At 63.8% G+C, this 16,965-nt stretch carries 16 protein-coding genes and 1 riboswitch; of the genes, 4 read left to right on the top strand and 12 right to left on the bottom strand.

The window, feature by feature from the left end:
* Window positions 1–176 precede the first annotated feature (176 nt).
* The 8 genes from HGQ17_RS12305 to HGQ17_RS12270 all read right to left on the bottom strand — a co-directional run bounded on the left by HGQ17_RS12305 (window position 177) and on the right by HGQ17_RS12270 (window position 8,890).
* Window positions 177–1,181, bottom strand: coding sequence for a cation diffusion facilitator family transporter (locus tag HGQ17_RS12305; protein ID WP_168888245.1), 1,005 nt, complete (start codon window positions 1,179–1,181; stop codon window positions 177–179).
* Window positions 1,178–1,612, bottom strand: a complete 435-nt coding sequence (locus HGQ17_RS12300; protein WP_168888244.1) for a transporter substrate-binding domain-containing protein — start codon at window positions 1,610–1,612, stop codon at window positions 1,178–1,180. The genes HGQ17_RS12305 and HGQ17_RS12300 overlap by 4 nt, the downstream gene beginning before the upstream one ends.
* 161 nt (window positions 1,613–1,773) lie before the next feature.
* The gene (locus tag HGQ17_RS12295) at window positions 1,774–2,427 is read right to left on the bottom strand and encodes a class I SAM-dependent methyltransferase (RefSeq protein WP_168888243.1); all 654 of its coding nucleotides are present in this window, start codon (window positions 2,425–2,427) and stop codon (window positions 1,774–1,776) included.
* Between the two features lies 1 nt (window position 2,428).
* Entirely contained in the window at window positions 2,429–3,607 is a 1,179-nt protein-coding gene (locus HGQ17_RS12290) for a cystathionine gamma-synthase (protein ID WP_168888242.1), read from the bottom strand.
* Complete coding sequence (locus HGQ17_RS12285) at window positions 3,604–5,004, bottom strand: O-acetylhomoserine aminocarboxypropyltransferase/cysteine synthase family protein (RefSeq protein WP_168888241.1); 1,401 nt, start codon at window positions 5,002–5,004, stop codon at window positions 3,604–3,606. The genes HGQ17_RS12290 and HGQ17_RS12285 overlap by 4 nt, the downstream gene beginning before the upstream one ends.
* Window positions 5,005–5,050: 46 nt before the next feature.
* A riboswitch (SAM riboswitch) is annotated at window positions 5,051–5,185 on the bottom strand.
* A gap of 9 nt (window positions 5,186–5,194) precedes the next feature.
* Window positions 5,195–6,172, bottom strand: a complete 978-nt coding sequence (locus HGQ17_RS12280; protein ID WP_324615282.1) for an aldo/keto reductase — start codon at window positions 6,170–6,172, stop codon at window positions 5,195–5,197.
* Window positions 6,173–6,338: 166 nt separating this feature from the next.
* Window positions 6,339–6,974 (bottom strand): VOC family protein, encoded by a 636-nt coding sequence (locus tag HGQ17_RS12275; RefSeq protein ID WP_168888239.1) that lies wholly within the window; start codon window positions 6,972–6,974, stop codon window positions 6,339–6,341.
* On the bottom strand, window positions 6,971–8,890 hold the full coding sequence (locus tag HGQ17_RS12270; protein WP_168888238.1) for an FAD/NAD(P)-binding protein: 1,920 nt from the start codon (window positions 8,888–8,890) through the stop codon (window positions 6,971–6,973). The genes HGQ17_RS12275 and HGQ17_RS12270 overlap by 4 nt, the downstream gene beginning before the upstream one ends.
* Window positions 8,891–9,083: 193 nt before the next feature.
* Here HGQ17_RS12270 and HGQ17_RS15390 point away from each other — a divergent pair, with 193 nt between their 5' ends.
* Genes HGQ17_RS15390 through HGQ17_RS12260 form a run of 3 tightly spaced genes read left to right on the top strand, consistent with a single transcriptional unit; the run spans window position 9,084 to window position 11,451 of the window.
* Complete coding sequence (locus HGQ17_RS15390) at window positions 9,084–9,722, top strand: CMD domain protein (RefSeq protein ID WP_229503546.1); 639 nt, start codon at window positions 9,084–9,086, stop codon at window positions 9,720–9,722.
* A gap of 3 nt (window positions 9,723–9,725) precedes the next feature.
* Window positions 9,726–10,337 (top strand): alkylhydroperoxidase domain protein, encoded by a 612-nt coding sequence (locus HGQ17_RS15385; RefSeq protein ID WP_324615281.1) that lies wholly within the window; start codon window positions 9,726–9,728, stop codon window positions 10,335–10,337.
* A gap of 13 nt (window positions 10,338–10,350) precedes the next feature.
* Window positions 10,351–11,451: a PLP-dependent cysteine synthase family protein gene (locus tag HGQ17_RS12260; RefSeq protein ID WP_407670802.1), complete on the top strand. Its 1,101-nt coding sequence runs from the start codon at window positions 10,351–10,353 to the stop codon at window positions 11,449–11,451.
* A gap of 90 nt (window positions 11,452–11,541) precedes the next feature.
* Here HGQ17_RS12260 and HGQ17_RS12255 read toward each other — a convergent pair whose 3' ends face one another.
* Genes HGQ17_RS12255 through HGQ17_RS12245 form a run of 3 tightly spaced genes read right to left on the bottom strand, consistent with a single transcriptional unit; the run spans window position 11,542 to window position 14,833 of the window.
* Window positions 11,542–12,780, bottom strand: coding sequence for a cobalamin-independent methionine synthase II family protein (locus HGQ17_RS12255; protein ID WP_168888237.1), 1,239 nt, complete (start codon window positions 12,778–12,780; stop codon window positions 11,542–11,544).
* Window positions 12,781–12,812: 32 nt separating this feature from the next.
* Window positions 12,813–13,841, bottom strand: a complete 1,029-nt coding sequence (locus HGQ17_RS12250; protein WP_168888235.1) for a methionine synthase — start codon at window positions 13,839–13,841, stop codon at window positions 12,813–12,815.
* Window positions 13,838–14,833 carry a putative oxygenase MesX gene (locus HGQ17_RS12245; RefSeq protein WP_324615280.1) on the bottom strand — a complete coding sequence of 332 codons (996 nt, stop codon included), beginning with the start codon at window positions 14,831–14,833 and terminating at the stop codon, window positions 13,838–13,840. Before HGQ17_RS12245 ends, HGQ17_RS12250 begins: the two co-directional genes overlap by 4 nt.
* 359 nt (window positions 14,834–15,192) lie before the next feature.
* On the opposite strand from HGQ17_RS12245, the gene HGQ17_RS12240 reads away from it, so the two are divergent.
* Window positions 15,193–15,681: a YajQ family cyclic di-GMP-binding protein gene (locus HGQ17_RS12240; RefSeq protein WP_168888233.1), complete on the top strand. Its 489-nt coding sequence runs from the start codon at window positions 15,193–15,195 to the stop codon at window positions 15,679–15,681.
* A 239-nt stretch (window positions 15,682–15,920) separates the two neighbouring features.
* Here HGQ17_RS12240 and HGQ17_RS12235 read toward each other — a convergent pair whose 3' ends face one another.
* Window positions 15,921–16,928 (bottom strand): dipeptidase, encoded by a 1,008-nt coding sequence (locus tag HGQ17_RS12235; RefSeq protein ID WP_168888232.1) that lies wholly within the window; start codon window positions 16,926–16,928, stop codon window positions 15,921–15,923.
* Window positions 16,929–16,965 lie beyond the last annotated feature (37 nt).

Below are 16,965 nucleotides of genomic sequence, written 5' to 3'. Positions count from 1 at the left end.
GAAACTTCCCCCGGCCGTACCTGCGGAGACCTACTGCGCTACGACTGCGCGTCGAAGACCCCGCGGCCATATCCCGGCCGGGGGTCTTGAAATCGCTGCTGCATCCGCATGACACCAGTGTAGCTGCGCGCCCAGCCACCCGCGAGCAACGTCAAGAACCTCCTGGCCAGCAACAGCTAGTCGGCCCGGGGACCCATACCTTCACCCTGATCGTGATCTAAGCTGCTCTCGCCCTCCTGGAACGGCTGACTGGTCAGCGTGATCACCACATCCTCAAGACGCCAATCGAGGTTGCGGCACCTCTCGCGCAGCTGCTCGACCCAACTGACTTCGACTCCGGGTTGCCGGAGCTGGACAAACAGCTCAACGTGCAGCACATGGCCCTGATCACGCGCCCGGGCCTGGACGCTGTGGACCAGCGGATCATCCAGTACTTCGGCATTGATCTGACCGATGAGCCAGTGGGGCTGAGAGTTGTCGAAAGTGGTCGCGCGCATATCCACTAAATCCCGGATGGCATCGCGAGTGTTCTCCCACCCGTCCTTGGTGATGCTGATCGAGATCAGCAGTGCAGCCGCGGCATCGGCCCACCACCAGCCCATGCCGATACCTGCCACACCCGCTGCGGTGGCGAGGCCTGTCATCCAGTCGGCTCGGTTCATATCCGCATCTGCGCGCAGTACCTTATCGTGCAACTGTTCGGCCAGGCGCCTTTTGATCCGCCCCAAAATCACCGGGGTGATACAGCTGGCCAGAGCCACGCTCATCATGAGCCACCCCATCCAGATGGGGGTTCCGAGAAAGTTCACCACCCCGATCGGCGGGTGCTTCTGCTCCAGGAGCGTGCTGGCCCCCTCAAAGATCAGCAGCAGGCCGATTCCGGCCAAAGCCACCCCGGAGACCAAATGCCCCACGCCCACTGCCCGGTGAAATCCGAAGGGGAACCGTCTGCTGGGTGCCATTCTGGCGACTCGGGCACCGATCAGAAACGCCAGGGGAGGTAAGAAGGAGAGGCCGTCTTCCACCAGTGCGGTCTGCATCGCTTGAGAATTGCCCATCACGGTGGCCATGGCTGCCACGGTGAGCACCAGCACGCCCAGCCATATCCACTGGATCTTGCGTGCTTTGGCCAGCGCATCTTTCTGTTCAGCGGGAAGTTCAGCGTGACCGAAGGCGTTCATGGCATCTCCCCGGCACGTTCGTCCTCGGTGTCAATGAGGTAACGCTCCATATCGCTCAGCAATGCGTTCTCACCCATCTCCACCAACAGCACACGACCAGTACCGTCGCTGGCAGTGCCGTAGGGCCGGGTGGTGGCAGCCTCAGACTGCCAGGGTGTGTTCTCATCGAACCCGCCGATCACAACGTCCAACTGGTGTGAATCCAGCAGACCTATCAGCTCCGACTCACTGCCAACGGTCCACGCCACCTCAGCATCGAGCCGTTCGGCATAGTCAATGATGAGTTCAGCTTCCAGGCCAAAAGGTTTGTCGTCATCGTCGATCTCCACCCAGGGCGGATTCTCGGTGACCCCCACCTGCAGTTGGGATCCACGGGCCGTCTCGAGGCTGTCCTCAGGATCGGCTGGATAGTTGGCGCACCCGGCTGCCACTAGTCCTATGGCTGCCAGTACAGCTAAAGCACGCGACCTGGGACTGCCGCGGTGTCCGCTGTGGTTGTCAACGCAGGAGTTTCCCACGTGCAGAACAGTACTCCCTGCACGTACCCGTTGAACAGATCTCCGCAGGTCAGGTCAGAGCAGGGGCCCAGTACTCAGCGGGACTGGGTGATTCGCCAGAGGGTATCGGGAACCTCGCTGTCGGCCAGTTCCTCACGGTTGACCAACTGCCAACCCTCCGCCAGGGTCTCGACCAGTTCCTCATCGAAGAAATGCACGGCGAACTGCTGGTTGACCCAGAGGTTGTCGCCGACGTCGATCCCTTCTCCGAACTCGGGGTCTCCAGTATGCCGGACTGTGTAGATGAACCGGCCCCCGGGTTTCAGCACCCGGTGCACCTCGGCCACGGCCTCCTGGATGTCGGTGGTGGACAGCGCCATCGACAGCAGCAGGTGGGCGTAGGCGGCGTCGAAGGTTTGATCCGGATAGGGCAGGGGCTGCCGGACGTCCTGCAGCTGGGCCGAGAGACGGTGTCCCACGCCCAGGGCTCCGGCAGTGTCGGTGAGTTGCTCGATACCTTCGGCGGAGAAATCGGTGGCCACCACATCGAAACCCTCACCGGCGAAGTGCAGACTGTCCCGGCCGTGACCGGCGCCGAGCTCTAGGATCCGTTGCACTCCCGCTGAGGCGAAGACTTCAGCGGCGTAGATCCCGGAGCCTGAGGGTTCCAGCCCGTACATCCGGGGGTTATCCCGGTAGAGCTCTTCCCAGTGCTGGCGCTGCGCGGCGGAGAGATCCTCCGGCTGCATGTCAGAGCGCGGACAGTGCCCGGTCGAGGTCCTTGAGGAGATCCTCGGAGTCCTCAATGCCGACCGAGAGGCGCACGATATCCCGCGGCGGGGCCTGGGGCGTGCCCTGGGTGGAGCCGTGGGTCATCGTGGCCGGATGGGAGATCAGTGATTCCACTCCCCCGAGGCTGACTGAGAGCCCGAAGAGCTCAGTGGATTCGGCGACCTTGCGGGCTGCGGCCTCACCACCGGGAACCCGGAAGGTGACCAGTCCGCCGAAGCCGGACATCTGCTTGGCCGCGATCTGGTGAGTGCTGTGGCTCTCCAGGCCCGGGTAGTAGACATCCTGGACAGCGGAGTGTTCGGTGAGCCAATCGGCGACGACGGCGGCATTGGCGCAGTGCTGCCGGATCCGCACGCCCAGGGTCTTCAGTCCCCGTGCGGCCAGGAAGGAGTCCTGGGGTCCGGCCACTGCACCGCCGGCGAACTGCTGGAAGCCCACGGCTTCCGCCAGGGGGCGGCCCTCCCACTCGGTATCTGCGACGACGACGGCGCCGCCGAGCACATCGGAGTGCCCACCGATGTATTTGGTGGTGGAGTGCACCACGGCATCGACACCCAGGCTCAGCGGGGTCTGCAGGGCCGGGGAGGCGAAGGTGTTGTCCACCACGGTCAGTGCCCCGTGGGCCTTGGCGATGGCCGACCACTCAGCGATATCCACCACGGTGAGCAGGGGGTTGGTGGGGGTTTCCAGCCACAGCAGCTTGGCACTGCGGTCAGTAGAAAGCGCCTGTTCCAGCTCGGTGGTGTCATGGGGGTCGACGAAGACTGTGCGCACACCCCAGCGGGCGTAGATATGGGTCAGCAGCCGGTGGGTTCCGCCATAGGATTCGGCCGCGGCCACCACAGTATGCCCAGGTTTGAGCACACACCGCAGCAGGGCGTCCTCGGCGGCGATCCCGGAGGCGAAGGCGAAGGCATCACTGCCACCTTCCAGTGCGGCCAGCTGGGTTTCGAAACCGTTGCGGGTGGGGTTGCCCCCGCGGGAGTATTCGTAGCCGTTCTTCAGGGTCTCGACACCCAGCTGGGTGAAGGTTGAGGTCTGGTAGATCGGGGGCACCACAGCACCGGTGAGCGGATCGGGCTGCTGTCCGGCGTGGATGGCGGTTGTGGCGAAGCCCTGCTCTGCCCCGCCGCTCATACTGTGGCCTCCTGGGAGACAGTCGCGGCGGCGTCATCGTTCTTTCCGAGACCCGCGGCGGTGAAGGCCTGCTGGATATCTGCCCATAGGTCCTCGGGATTCTCCCGGCCCACCGAGAGCCGTACGGTCTGCTCGGTGATCTCCCCGGCTTCGCGCAGTTCGGGGCTCAGCCGGCAGTGGGTCATCGATGCGGGATGGGCGACCATGGAGCGGGAGTCACCGATATTCGCAGCCAGCTTGAACAGCTGCAGCGCGTTGATGAACCGTTCGACATCGCGGTAGTCGCCGGTGACCTCGAAGGAGAGCACTGCACCGGTGCCGCGGGGGAAATGCTTCCGGGCGGCCTCGGCGTTGGGGTCCCCGGGCACCGAGGGGTGGCGGACCCTATCCACGGCGGGGTGGGTCAACAGCCGCTCAGCCAGTGCCTCCGCGTTGCGGCAATGCTTCTCGACCCGCACATCCAGGGTCTCGATGCCTTCGAGGACCTGCTGGGCGCTCATCGGGGCAAGGCAGGGGCCGAGGTCGTGAAGGTATTTGGCGCGGATGAGGTGCAGAACGGCGCCGGCACCGTAGCGCTCCACCAACGGGGTATTGCCGAAGCGGGGCGTGGGGGCAGTGAACTGGGGCCACTTCTCGGGTTCAGCGGTGGGGTCGAATCGGCCGGTGTCGACGACGACGCCGGCCAGAGCTGTGCCGTTGCCGGAGAGGTATTTGGTGGCCGAGTGGATGACGAAGTCCGCGCCGAGTTTGGCCGGCTGCAGCAGATAGGGGCTGGCCAGGGTGTTGTCCACCAGCAGGGGCAGTCCGTTACGGTGGGCGACATCGGCCAGGGCGGCGATATCGGGCAGATCGGCGTGGGGGTTGCCGATGGATTCCACCAGCAGTGCTCGGGTCTGCTCGGTGATCGCCTGGGCCCATTCCTCGGGGCTATGCGGGTCAACCCAGGTCACGGAGATCCCGGCATCGGCCAGGGAGTCGTTGAGCAGATCGGCGGTGCCGCCGTAGATCTTGGCGGAGGCGACCACATGGCCGGCGGGGGTCTGCGGGTAGGCGCGGCCGTCGGGGCTCTGGCCCGCGCTGCCGGCTAGGGCCAGCAGGGTCAGGGCGATTGCGGCCTGCCCGGAGGCGGTGGCCACGCCCCCGGTGCCGGCTTCGAGTTCCGCCACCCGGCGTTCCAGCAGTGCCACTGTGGGGCTGCCGGTACGGGAGTAGGTGAACCCGGCCTCGCGCTGGGCAAAGGCCTCGCGGGCATCGCGCAGGGTCGCGAATTCATAGGCGGCCGAGAGGTGCACCGGTGGAGTGACCGGCCGCAGTCCGGTATCAGCTGCCGCTCCGCCGTGAATCTGGCTGGTGGCGGTACAGGCAGCAGTGTCTGAATACGGGTGAGGTGATGACATTTAAGGTCCCCCAAGGTCCGGGGGCGACGCGGTGCATGCCCGCGGCTCGCCGTGCTTGCCGGTGAACATGGTGGACACCGGCCGGATCGTCATCTGGAGCACCCCATCACAGCGGAAGGGTTGCCGACCGGCCAGCCAGAGCTTTCGGGAGATCGTGATCTCCCAGCCGATACTCGTGATCCTTGTGCAGTTATCGTACCCGAGCTTCAACACCCGTGCAGAAATCCCCAAATTGTGACATCGCCCCGTCTGTAGGGTCCTCAAACAGCAGACGGTGGCCCCGCAGAGCAAGGGATTGGGCCGATTTCGACCGGTTTCCTGTCCTGCGGGCCACCGAATAGAAGAGGCGCTTGGGGATCAGCTGGTGGGCAGTGGAGAACTGCATGGCGGCGGCCTTGAGGCTCACCCCGTGACGGTCGGCAATACCGTTGAGGGTCTCAACCTGTTTGGCGACCTCGGGCGGAATCTCGGCGTAGTCGAAGTGGTTACCGCCCAGCAGGGCCCCAGAGTTGAAGGGACCGCCGACGACGATCTGGGCGCCCTGGGCCTGGGACTTCGGCATTATCCGCTGCAGTGCCTTCTCGTGCTTGAGCAGGCTGTACTGGGTGGCCGAGAGGCTGATGGTGGGGGTGTCGGCCTCCATGTCCAGGGCCAGTTCGATGGGTTCGGTGGTGTTCACGCCCAGGCCCCAGCCGGAGATCACGCCTTCTTCCTTGAGCTTATTGAGCACTTTGAAGGCTCCATTGCGTGCCTGGTCGAAGAGGCTGATCCACTCATCGCCATAGAAGTCCCGGGAGGTGTCGTGGATGAAGACGAAGTCCAGGCGGTCAGTCTTCAGCCGCTTCAGGGACTCCTCGATGGAGCGTTCGGTGGCCTCGGCGGAGAAATCGGTGGTGATCTTCTTCTGGTGGCCGTATTCGAAGAGGCCGCTCTTCTCCTCATACTCATCCTCGACCAGTCGGCCCACTTTGGTGCTGAGCACGAAGTCGTCCCGGTTCTGCTTCGAGAGCACCTCGCCGAGGCGCTCCTCGGCCAGGCCGGCACCGTAGAAGGGGGCGGTGTCGAAATAGCGGATTCCGTGGTCCCAGGCGGCCTGAACAGTGGCCAGTGCCTCGTCCTCGGGGATATCACGGAACATATTGCCCAGCGGTGCGGTGCCGAAGCCGATTTTTGTCGCTCAGCAGCTGGTTGAGGTTGCCCATCGTGTGTCTCCTTGAATCGAGATCAATAGGTCATGGACCCGGGTTCTCCGGGACTCACCGGCTGTAACGATTCCGCTGGTGGATGTCTTCCAGGGAGGCGGGCGAGAAACCTCACACCAGCCACTGGCTCCACTACAGGGTGATGCGGCCTGCTGGGCCTTCCAGGGTGAACTGCAGGGATTCAGGCCCTTCGCTGATCTCGAGGTCCGTTCCCATGGCCTTCAGCAGTGCGGTGTAACGAGCCGCCTCGGGGTGGCTGGCCTCGATATCCACCAGGCTCAGCTGCGGTGTCAGAGTCGCCGCCGGCGTCGTGGATCCCGACCAGTCCAGCAGGAAGGGAATGATGCCGCTGGGCCCGGCGATCGGCGGGGTCAGCCGCCACTGCAGCAGCTCCCCGGCAGCAGTGCGGCGGGAGCCCGGCGCCGGTTCGCCGAGGTCGAATCCAGCCTCCTCGGCGGCGGCGAGCGCGTCCTCCACGGAGGGCGGTTCAATCGCCCAGGTCACCGCCCGGGTGTGCTCGACCTCGTCGACTTTGAACGGCCGGGTGCCACTGAAGTCGGTGTTCTCCGGATCCGCACTGATCAGTTCGAAGTAGCTGCCGTTGCCGAAGGTGGCCAGATAATTGCGGGTGCCCCAATGCGGGTGGGAGCCGCCACGTTCCAGCTGGATGCCAGTGGCCTCGGCGATCTGCTGCACACCCACCTCGAGGTCGGGTGTGGCCACCACAATATGGTCCAGATTGCTGATCTGCGGGCTGTTCTGAGTCACCGGAGGCTCCGTTTCAGGATCTGTTTGGCAGCGATATCAGCCCCAGCCAGCAGCGGGGAGGGTTTGCCAGGTGTCGCACCAATGGCGCTGCCCGGCTGGGTGCTGTTGGCGGGGATGCCCAGGAGCACGACGGCGGGGTCGATTTTCCCCTCGGCATCTACCAGGTTATGCCCATGGTCCTGATCCTCGCCGATCTCAGCACCGGAAGCTTCGATACTGGTGGTCTGGGCGCCTTCGACTGTGTGAATCCGGGCCCGGCCTGTGCTCAGCAGCTCTTTGAGCAGGGGATCGGATGTCCAGCGCATATCCCCCTTGGTCATCCGTGCCTCCAGAAGCACCTCGGCGTCCACACTGCGCCCGGTCTGAGCAGACCGGGCGTTGAAGCAGCGTTTCTCCTCGTTGACCTCGATCTGCATACCCGGGCCGAGGAAGTCGATGAAGCCTGCCTCTGCCAGAGCATAGACCTCGCGGACTCGGTGTGAGGGCGGACCTGAAGCCAGAGAGAGATGGACCCTCTCGAACCAGCCGTAGAGGTCCCGGGTCATGGACTGGCCGGTCAGTGCTTTGCGCAGGCCCCCGATCTGTCCACGCAGGGCTGACATAGCGTTATTGACTGCAGCCCGGGGGTTGGTGCCCGGTTCGGACATGCTGGTCAGTTCCGCATCGATCCAGTGCTGGATGAACTGCTGCCAGGTTTCGGCATCCACTGGCTGACGGCCCACCGGATGGGTCAGCTGCTCAACGGTGAAACCTGCTCCGAGTTCGCTCAGCAGTTGGTCGAGTTCCTCCACCCCGGTGACCGCGTCGAGTCGCTGCAGCCAGTCGCCGGCGACTGCCTCGGCGGACTGGGCGGTCAATGCTGTGAGATAGGCGTGGGCGAGGTCTTTGGCCACCACCGGCCAGATATCTGTGGTGAAGTCCAGGCCGGTGCGTACCTTCTGCTCGGCAAACCACTCCGGGGTGGCATAGCGGGCGGTGTAGCGGCCCGGGCCGGCGGCACCATCGGGCTTTGAGCGGTAGGGCACCCCGCGTCCGGAGCTGACCACCAGTCGCGCCTCGGCTCCGCTGGGCAGATAACGCAGCCGGCCATGAGGGTCGCCGTCGACGGGCTGGAATGTTCCTCCCCAGTGGGCGGCCAGCTGTCCGGCGATATCGAAGAAGTTCGCGCCCAGTCCACGCACCAGCACGGTCTGTCCGGGTGCGTGGTCGGTGAAGCGGCGTTCGGCAGGCATCCCCGGTGGGGTGTAGATGAGGCCGTATTCTGCGGCGGCGGCAGTCAGCCGGGTGGTCTCCGCATCGGGATCGGCCTGGACCATGCCCTGGGCCAGCACAACCGTGGGTGCGCGCAGCGACCTTCCATCCTCCAGGCGCACGAGGCGGTCTTCACCCTCGTAGTCGAGGTCCACGGCCGTGGCGGGGTATTCGGTGACTTCCACGGACCCCGCGGCGATGACGGCATCGAGCTGGTCACGGAAATAGACGCCCTGCAGCCGGCGGGTGGGAAAGACTCCGGGCTGGACCTCGGCGGCCTCTTCCAGAGCCCAGGCAGGGAGGTCAGTGCGGTTCTCGGCCAGGATCTGCTGGCACCAGTCCACCAGGGTTGGCCCGGGGGCGGCCGGTCCGGACATCACAGTGGACTCATCGGGGTGGATAGTGGTCTCAGCGGCGATGGTGTTGTTCAGATAGGCCGCCGGCTGGTCAGTGCGCCAGGTGGCCCCTGCCCCGATATCGATCCGGTCCACCAGGGCTACCCGGGGTGTGCGCCGCGCCTCGGCGGCCGCGCGTGCGGCCAGACGCAGCACAGTGGCCAGGCCCCGGGGTCCGCCGCCGACGATCACAGCGTCGTAATCGGCCGGTTGGGAGTGAGCGGTGGTTTGCTGGGCGGTGTCGTCGGCGGTGGGGTCTTTTTCGGTCACCCGAAGGAGATTACCCGCGATAGACGGCGGATATGGAACCGTAGTGTTCTGGGCCACCCCAGAGAGGTGTAGCCGGAGGCTGAGGCGAGGCCACACCACGTCTCAAAACTGCGGAAACTGGCCCTATCCGACCCCGAGTTCCTGAGGTTTTGGCACGCTCTGTCACCAGTAGATGCTCCGATAAGGTGAACGCATGCCTGATGTGATTGACATGCTGGCCGGGATCGGTGCGGGCAGTGCCCTGGACTCGATCCGTGCCACTCGCCCCCAAGCTCGGGAGAATGCCCAGCGCAGCTTCGAGCTGCTCTTCGAACCCAGTGAACCCGGTGGGTTCCCGCTGGCCGAACGGTATGCAGTGGCCGCCTATACGGTGGGCCTGCAGGCCAGCTCCTCCCCTGCTCTGGCCTTCTACACCGAACTTTTGGAGGATGAGGGCGACGCCGCCCTTGCTGCCGCAGTTGCCCAGCTGGCTGAGGAGCACCGCCGTCCCGGTCCCTATGGGAGCTATAAGGAGTCGGGGCTTATGGGGGAGTCCGAGCCCGGCCCCACGGTGGAGATCCCCGCTGATGAGGCGGTGGGCCAGCACTTGGCAGCGGCTCTGGAGTACGCGCATCTGCTGAGCCTGCATCCTCGGGATGCTGCCCCGGAGCATCTGCGCCGGCTGGAGTCAGCCGGGTGGAGCGCCGATGACATTGTCACCCTGGGTCAGCTCGTCTCCTTCCTCTCCTTCCAGATCCGGGTGGTCGATGGACTGCTCGCACTAAACCAGGAGGTAACAAGTGAACGAGCAGGGGACCCGACGCAGCCGCAGGACGCGGCGGGAAGCGAGTGAACGGTGAGTGTCGTTACTGAGTACACCGAGGACAACCGCCCGGAGGCCTTCACCCAGCAGGGCCTGGGCTGGAAGCCATGGCTTCAGCCGCTGGCCGAGGATGAGCTGACCGAACAGCAGCGGGCCTCTCTACTGGACGATTTCCGGGTCAAGAGCCCCTACTTCCGGCTGCTCGTACGGAACCCGGAGGCCCTGTTGGCCCGGACCCTGGTGGATAAGGACATCTTCTACAACGTCACCAGTGGTCTGCCCCGGGCCGACCGTGAGATTGCGGCCTCGGCGGCCTCCCGGGTCAACGGCTGTGTCTACTGCGCCTCGGTGCACACCGGGCGGGCCACTAAGGAGTCCGGCCGGGAAGAGGATGTGCAGAAGCTGCTCGATGAGGGCGTCGACGCTGATCTCGGTGAGCCCTGGAGCGCGATCTCCCAGGCCTCGGCCGCTCTGACCCGGACTCCCTCGGAGTTCGGCAGCGAGCAGATCCAGCAGCTGAAGGATGCCGGTCTCGATGATGCCGACATCATGGATGTCATCTACGGTGCGGCCTTTTTCAACTGGGCCAACCGGCTGATGCTCAGCCTGGGCGAGCCCGAAGTTCCCAGCCGGGCACGGAAGTAGGGGCGTCGTCGTCGTGAGTTCTGCTGCCCAACCGGAGTCCAAGATCCGTGCTGCCGAGGATGAGCGGCTGCAGGAGCGTCAGTGGGTGCACTGGGCGATCGGGCAGCTGCGGGCTGAGGCCACTCGGACTGCCGATACGCATATTGAGAAGCTGATCCACCCCCGGGTGCCGGAGGGGATCGATCTCTACATCAAAGATGAGTCGGCCCATTCCACCGGGAGCCTGAAGCATCGGTTAGCCCGGTCACTGGTGCTGCTGGGGCTGTGCAATGGGGATATCACCGCCGGAACACCCCTGGTGGAAGCCAGTTCGGGGTCCACCGCGGTCAGTGAGGCCTATTTCGCCCATATGTTGGGCCTGGAGTTCTATGCGGTGATGCCCGCCTCCACTGTGGAGTCCAAGCAGCGGCTGATCGAACGCTACGGGGGCCGGTGTGTGCTGGTTGAGGACGGTTCAACAATCTACCGGGAGGCTGAGCAGCTGGCTGAGCGCACCGGTGGGCACTATATGAACCAGTTCCGCGATGCCGAGCGGGCCACCGATTGGCGGGGCAATAACAATATTGCCGAGAGCCTCTTCGATCAGCTGGCCATGGAGGAGCATCCGGTGCCTCAGTGGGTGGTGGTCGGTGCTGGCACCGGCGGGACGTCGACCACCATCGGCCGGTATATCCGGTACCGGCAGCTGCCCACCCAGCTATGTGTGCCTGACGTGCAGAACTCGGCATTCTTCCACGCCTGGGACGCTGAGCCGCCGGAGCAGGTTCCGGCCTCACGGATTGAGGGGATCGGCCGGCCTCGGGTGGAGCCGTCGTTCACCCCGAATCTGATCGACCGGATGATCCGGGTCCCGGATGCGGCCTCGATTGCGGCGATGCGTTGGGGCGCGGAGCGTCTGGGCCGGCTGATCGGTGGGTCCACCGGCACCAACCTCTGGGCCTCGCTGATGCTGGCCGATGAGCTGGCTGCCCGCGGCGAGCGCGGTTCCATCGTCACACTGCTGTGCGACCAGGGTCAGCGGTATCAGGACACCTATTACGACGACGCCTGGCTGGCCGCCCAAGGCCTGGACCTAGAACCCTATGAGGAGTTCTTGGACGGCTCTGCGGCCTGATCACCGGTGACCCCCTAGAGACCAAAAGCGGCCCGTGACCTCCGAGATGTATCGGGGTCACGGGCCGCCTTTAGTTTCAGCGGGAGTGGATTACTTCCACAGCTGCTCTGTTGCGATAGCCGCGCCCTTGCCCAGGGTCTCGAGCTTCGCATCGGCAATCTGCGGGTGGATGCGTCCGCCCAGGCCGCAGTCGGTGGAGGCGATGATGTTCTCCTTGCCGACCCGCTCGGCAAACCGCACGATCCGCTGGGCCACCAGCTCGGGGTGCTCGACCACATTGGTGGCGTGGGAGACGATGCCGGGGACGATGACCTTGCCCTCGGGCAGCTTCACGTCGTCCCAGACGGTGTACTCGTGCTCGTGGCGCACATTGGCGGCCTCGAAGGAGTAGTACTTCGCGTTGATCTGCAGCATGAGATCCACGATGTGCTTGAACTCGATATCGGTGGTGTGCGGACCGTGCCAGGAGCCCCAGCAGAGGTGGAACCGGATCTGCTCCTCGGGGAGGTCGCGCAGGGCGTAGTTCAGCGCATCGATGCGGATCTGGGTGAACTTCCGATAGTCCTCCACGGAGGGCTCAGGGGTGATCTGGTCCCAGTTCTCGGCGATGGAGGGGTCATCGATCTGCAGGATGAGGCCGGCGTCGATAACTGCCTTGTACTCCTCGCGCAGCACATCGGCCCAGGCGTAGATATGCGCTTCCTCGTCACCGTAGTGCCGGTCGGCGATACGCGCGCCCGAGCCCGGGGACAGGGATGTGATGAATCCGGTCTCGAGACCTGCGGCGTCGAGGGCTGCCCGGAAGTTCTTCACATCGGAGGCGATCTGATCCTGGCCCTTGTACTTCAGCTCGCCCACAGTGGCGGGGAAGGGGGTGGCGGTGGAGCCGGTGCCGATGCCGGTGGTGGGGTCGTTATAGGCCTCGTGGAACTTCACCCAGTCACGGCGGTTGGGGAAGCTGGTCAGCTGCACATTCCCGGGGGAGGACTCCACATTGGGCTGGGTGAAGATGTCCTCACCGGTGACTTCGAGTCCTTCGACCCGCTGGAAGATGTAGGACCACCAGGCCCCGTAGTCCACACCCTGGCTCATAGCCTTACCGAACTCGCCGTCGCCGGGGACGGTCACGCCCAGTGCCTTCTGGCGGGCTACGAGGTCGTTGACTGCACCGGAGAGGAGCCGGTCGAACTCCTCAGTGCGCTTCAGGGTCAGCCCGTCCTCTTCGAACTCGCGGGCGGCGTTGGCCTCGATGAGTTCGGGGGTACGGGGCAGGGAACCGGCGTGCGAAACCAGAATCTGCTGTGTGGGATCTTGAGAGTTTGCAGGCATGCGGACTGCTGTCCTTTCGTCGGTCCGGGATTTCAGGAAGAAAATTCGTTGCGAACGATTTCCGCGCCGGCGCTCAATGCTCCGAGCTTGGCACGGGCCACGTGCCGCGGCAGGGGCGCCATACCGCAGTTGGTGGAGGGCCAGAGATTCTCAGCGTCGACGAACTGCAGGGCCTTGCGCAGAGTCGCAGCGACCTCCTCCGGAGTCTCCACGTCGGTACTGGCCACATCGATGGCCCCGACCATCAGCTTCTTCCCGCGCACCAGTTCCAGGAGATCCACCGGCACCCGGGAGTTGTGGCACTCCAGGGAGATGATGTCAATGCTGGACTGGCGGAGTTTGGGGAAGGTCTCCTCATATTGGCGCCACTCCGAGCCCAGAGTCTTCTTCCAGTTGTTATTGGCCTCAATACCGTAGCCGTAGCAGATATGCACAGCGGTTTCGCAGCTGAGCCCTTCGGCTGCCCGTTCCAGGGCGGCTACACCCCAGTTCTTCACATCGTCGAAGAAGACGTTGAAAGCAGGCTCGTCGAACTGGATGATGTTTACCCCGGCAGCGGCCAGTTCCTTGGCCTCCTGGTTAAGGATCTCCGCGAATACCCAGGCCAGCTCCTCACGGCTGCCATAGCGGTCGTCATAGAGCGTGTCGATCATGGTCATCGGCCCAGGCAGTGCCCATTTAATCGGCGCATCGGTGGATGCTCGCAGCACCTCAGCATCGGCAACAAAGACAGGTCCCTTCCGGGAGACGTCATCGACCACCACAGGCACTGAGGCATCGTAACGGTCGCGGATTCGCACAACCTTCCGGTTCTCGAAGTCCACACCGTTGAGGTTCTCAATGAAGGTGGTCACAAAATGTTGGCGGGTCTGTTCGCCGTCGCTGACGATATCGATGCCCTCGGCCCGTTGATCAGCCAGGGCCAGGCGCAAGGCGTCCCGTTTAGCCTCGGTGAGTTCCTCACCCTCAAGCTTCCAGGGCGACCAGAGGGTCTCGGGCTGGGCCAGCCAGGACGGTTTGGGCAGACTGCCGGCGGAGGTGGTGGGGAGCAGCTTGTTCATGATGTGATTCCCTGCAGTTGGTGGTGATAGTCCGAGTAGCGAGCAGACCACTGCTCAAGAGTGTTCCGGTGCGGAGTGATGAGGTTCTCCTGGGCGAATTTGCCCTGCTCCGCACCGAGCCTGGAACGTTCCTCCCGGTCATAGACGATCCCAGTGGCCGCATAGTCGGCATGCTTCAAGGTGGGCTGATAGCTCTCCCCCGCCGGTGTGTTCGCATTGTAGATCTCGGGCCGGTAGATCCGCTGGAAGGTCTCCATGGTGCTGATCGTGGCAATCAGCTTCAGATCCGTGTAGTCCTCCACAAGATCGCCGAGGAAGTAGAAGGCCAGCGGCGCAGCACTATTGGGCGGCATGAAGTAACGGACCCGCATACCCATTTTCGCGAAGTACCGATCCGTCAGGGAGAACTCATCCTGCTGGTATTCCACCCCCAGCACCCGATGCTGATACCCAGTGCGCTGGTAGGTCCTACTAGTGGAGACACTGATGCAGATCACCGGCGGTTTGCTGAACTGCTCGGTATAGGCCTGGGAGCTCAGGAAACCTTTGAATATATTTCCGTGCAGTTCGCCGAAGTCCTCCGGCAGCCCGGAATCACTCTTCGCGTATTGGGGCAGCAGAACACTGAAGTCGAAATCGCGGACATAGGAGGAGAAGTTATTGCCAACGATTCCTTCGAACCGCTGGTTCAGACGCCGGTCCACAATGGTGGTCTGCAGCATCTCGATCACCGGGAAAGAGGCTGTGCCCTGGGATTCCTCAAGTTCAAGGTTCACCGAGACGATATCGAGGTCAACGCCGTAACGGTTCCCGTTCTCATTGTCCTGGGACGCCAGCTCATTGCACCGGTCATCGATCATCCGCAGGGCCCTGCGGAGGTTCTGCTGCCGATTCTCACCACGAGCGAGGTTAGCGAAATTGGTGGTAAGGCGAGTGCCCTCGAGGGGCTGGTAGGTCTCGTCGAAGCGAGTTTTCTCAATGGAGAATGTCACCCCGATCATCGCGGCAACACCGCCGCGGTCAGAGCAGCGTCACGCTGAATATGCTGTGAAGAAAAGAGAAGACGCATGGTGCACCACTCGGAGACGGACGCTGTGCGCCGGACACCGAGCTGCTGTCCTTTCATGGGTCACGCCCCCAGGGAGTCCTCGCATCTGCGAACACACACTGAGAGCACACGGCTGTGTACAGGTGTTCGCAGCGGTGCCCGGTCAGTTCGTCGCCAGGCGCGAGGCTTCGCATGCGCGCTGCTGTGTTGAGTGTACATAAACGACGAGGACAGCTGGCCGTGGCCCGGGAAAGTAGACTTCATAAACAGACATAGAACCCCTCACGACCTATAAGGAATCCCATGGCCAAGGAATCGACGTTCGATATTGTCTCCAAGGTGGACCCCCAGGAGGTTGCCAACGCCCTGAACCAGGCCGCCAAGGAAATCACCCAGCGCTATGACTTCCGGGGCACCGATGCCTCGGTGGAACAGCAGGGCGAGGTCATCGTGATCACCGCCAATGCCGAGGAACGGGTCAAGGCGGCCAATGATGTCCTGGAGTACAAGCTGATCAAGCGCGGTATCTCCCTGAAGTCCTATGAGGCCTCGGAGCCGAAGCAGTCCGGTAAGACCTACCGGATCGAGGGCCGGATCAAAGAGGGCATCGACCAGCCCACCGCCAAGAAGATCTCCAAGCAGATCCGCGATGAGGGCCCGAAGTCAGTCAAGGCTCAGATCCAGGGCGATGAGCTGCGGGTCAGCTCCAAGTCCCGCGATGATCTACAGGAGGTCATCTCCATGCTCAAAGGCTTCGAGGACGCCGACCTCCAGTTCATCAACATGCGCTGAGTTGGTCCCGGCGGCGGGGAAACTTGTCGAAAAGCGGTGGGTACCCCTCCGCCTCGACACCTCCTCCTTCGCGAGTTTTCGGCTTCGCTGAAAGCCTCGCCACAAGGGATCCCCCGGTGTCGAAGGCTCCGACCCACCGCTTTTCTGTGAGCTGCGAGCGGAGCGAGGCAGCGACTTTAGGCTGTGAAGGCCGCGGTGACGCGGCCGAGAGGGGCCGGGACATGTGCCCGGCCCCGGGACTAGCTTTGAGCGTCGCCCAGGGCGCGGAGGATATTACCGCTGGTCAGCGCTGCGAGATCGGCCTTGGACCAGCCCTTATCCGCCAGCGCCTCCAGCAGCCGGGGGTAGCTGTCCACCCGCTCCAGACCCTTGGGCCCAGCGGGGATCCCGTCATAGTCACCGCCGAGGCCGATGTGCTCAATACCGGCGACTTCGCGGGCGTGTTCGAGGTGGGCGACGACGTCGTCGATCCCTGCGTTCTCTTTGTCCGCGGTGATGAACCCGGGCACAAAGGTCACCATCTGCACGCCCCCGTTGGTGGCCAGCTGGCCCAGGATGTCGTCGGGGACATTCCGGGGGTGGTCGTGGACGGCCTGGCAGCTGGAATGGGAGAAGATCACCGGTTTGGTGGAGACCTCCAGAGCATCGCGCATGGTCGTCGGTGCCACATGGGAGAGGTCGACCAGCATGCCGATCCGGTTCATCTCTGCGACCACTTCGCGGCCGAATGCGGTCAGTCCGTAGTTGACCGGCTCTCCGGTGGCCGAGGCCGCCCAAGAGGTGTTGTCGTTATGGGTCAGGGTCATGTACGTGACCCCCAGTCGGCGCATCATCCGCAGGGTGCCTAAGGACTCATTGATGGAGTGCCCGCCCTCGGCACCGAGCAGGGAGGCGATCTTGCCCTGATCCCAGGCCGCACGGACTCCATCGGCGGAATCAGCCACCGCAAAGTCCTGCGGGAACTGCTCGACCAACCGGTAGACGCAGTCGATCTGCTCCAGTGTGGCGGTCACGGACTCCGGCTCGGTGAGGCTGGAAGGTACGTAGACCGACCAGAACTGGGCACCGAGCCCACCTGCCCGCAGGGAGGGGATATCGGTGTGCAGGTCAGCATTGCCCTCCGCCAGCCCGGAGCTGGTCACGGAGTAGTCATACCGTTCCCGCAGCGCCCAGGGGAGATCGTTGTGACCATCCCATACAGGTGCCTGGTCAAGAACTTCGGCCACAGTCTGCGCAGATGAACTCATAGGTTCATTCAATCAGGCAAATATAAGAGCCGCCACG

Source organism: Nesterenkonia sedimenti (genome assembly GCF_012641515.1).
Lineage (GTDB): Bacteria > Actinomycetota > Actinomycetes > Actinomycetales > Micrococcaceae > Nesterenkonia > Nesterenkonia sedimenti.
The sequence above is the reverse complement of the archived record's forward strand: the minus strand, read 5'-3'. Positions and strand labels throughout refer to the sequence as shown.

Excerpts from the sequence above, each read along its gene's own strand:
- HGQ17_RS12305 (WP_168888245.1), bottom strand. The coding sequence starts at position 1,181 with ATGAACGCCTTCGGTCACGCTGAACTTCCCGCTGAACAGAAAGATGCG.
- HGQ17_RS12295 (WP_168888243.1), bottom strand. The coding sequence starts at position 2,427 with ATGCAGCCGGAGGATCTCTCCGCCGCGCAGCGCCAGCACTGGGAAGAG.
- HGQ17_RS12290 (WP_168888242.1), bottom strand. The coding sequence starts at position 3,607 with ATGAGCGGCGGGGCAGAGCAGGGCTTCGCCACAACCGCCATCCACGCC.
- HGQ17_RS12285 (WP_168888241.1), bottom strand. The coding sequence starts at position 5,004 with ATGTCATCACCTCACCCGTATTCAGACACTGCTGCCTGTACCGCCACC.
- HGQ17_RS15390 (WP_229503546.1), top strand. The coding sequence starts at position 9,084 with ATGCCTGATGTGATTGACATGCTGGCCGGGATCGGTGCGGGCAGTGCC.
- HGQ17_RS12255 (WP_168888237.1), bottom strand. The coding sequence starts at position 12,780 with ATGCCTGCAAACTCTCAAGATCCCACACAGCAGATTCTGGTTTCGCAC.
- HGQ17_RS12250 (WP_168888235.1), bottom strand. The coding sequence starts at position 13,841 with ATGAACAAGCTGCTCCCCACCACCTCCGCCGGCAGTCTGCCCAAACCG.
- HGQ17_RS12240 (WP_168888233.1), top strand. The coding sequence starts at position 15,193 with ATGGCCAAGGAATCGACGTTCGATATTGTCTCCAAGGTGGACCCCCAG.
- HGQ17_RS12235 (WP_168888232.1), bottom strand. The coding sequence starts at position 16,928 with ATGAGTTCATCTGCGCAGACTGTGGCCGAAGTTCTTGACCAGGCACCT.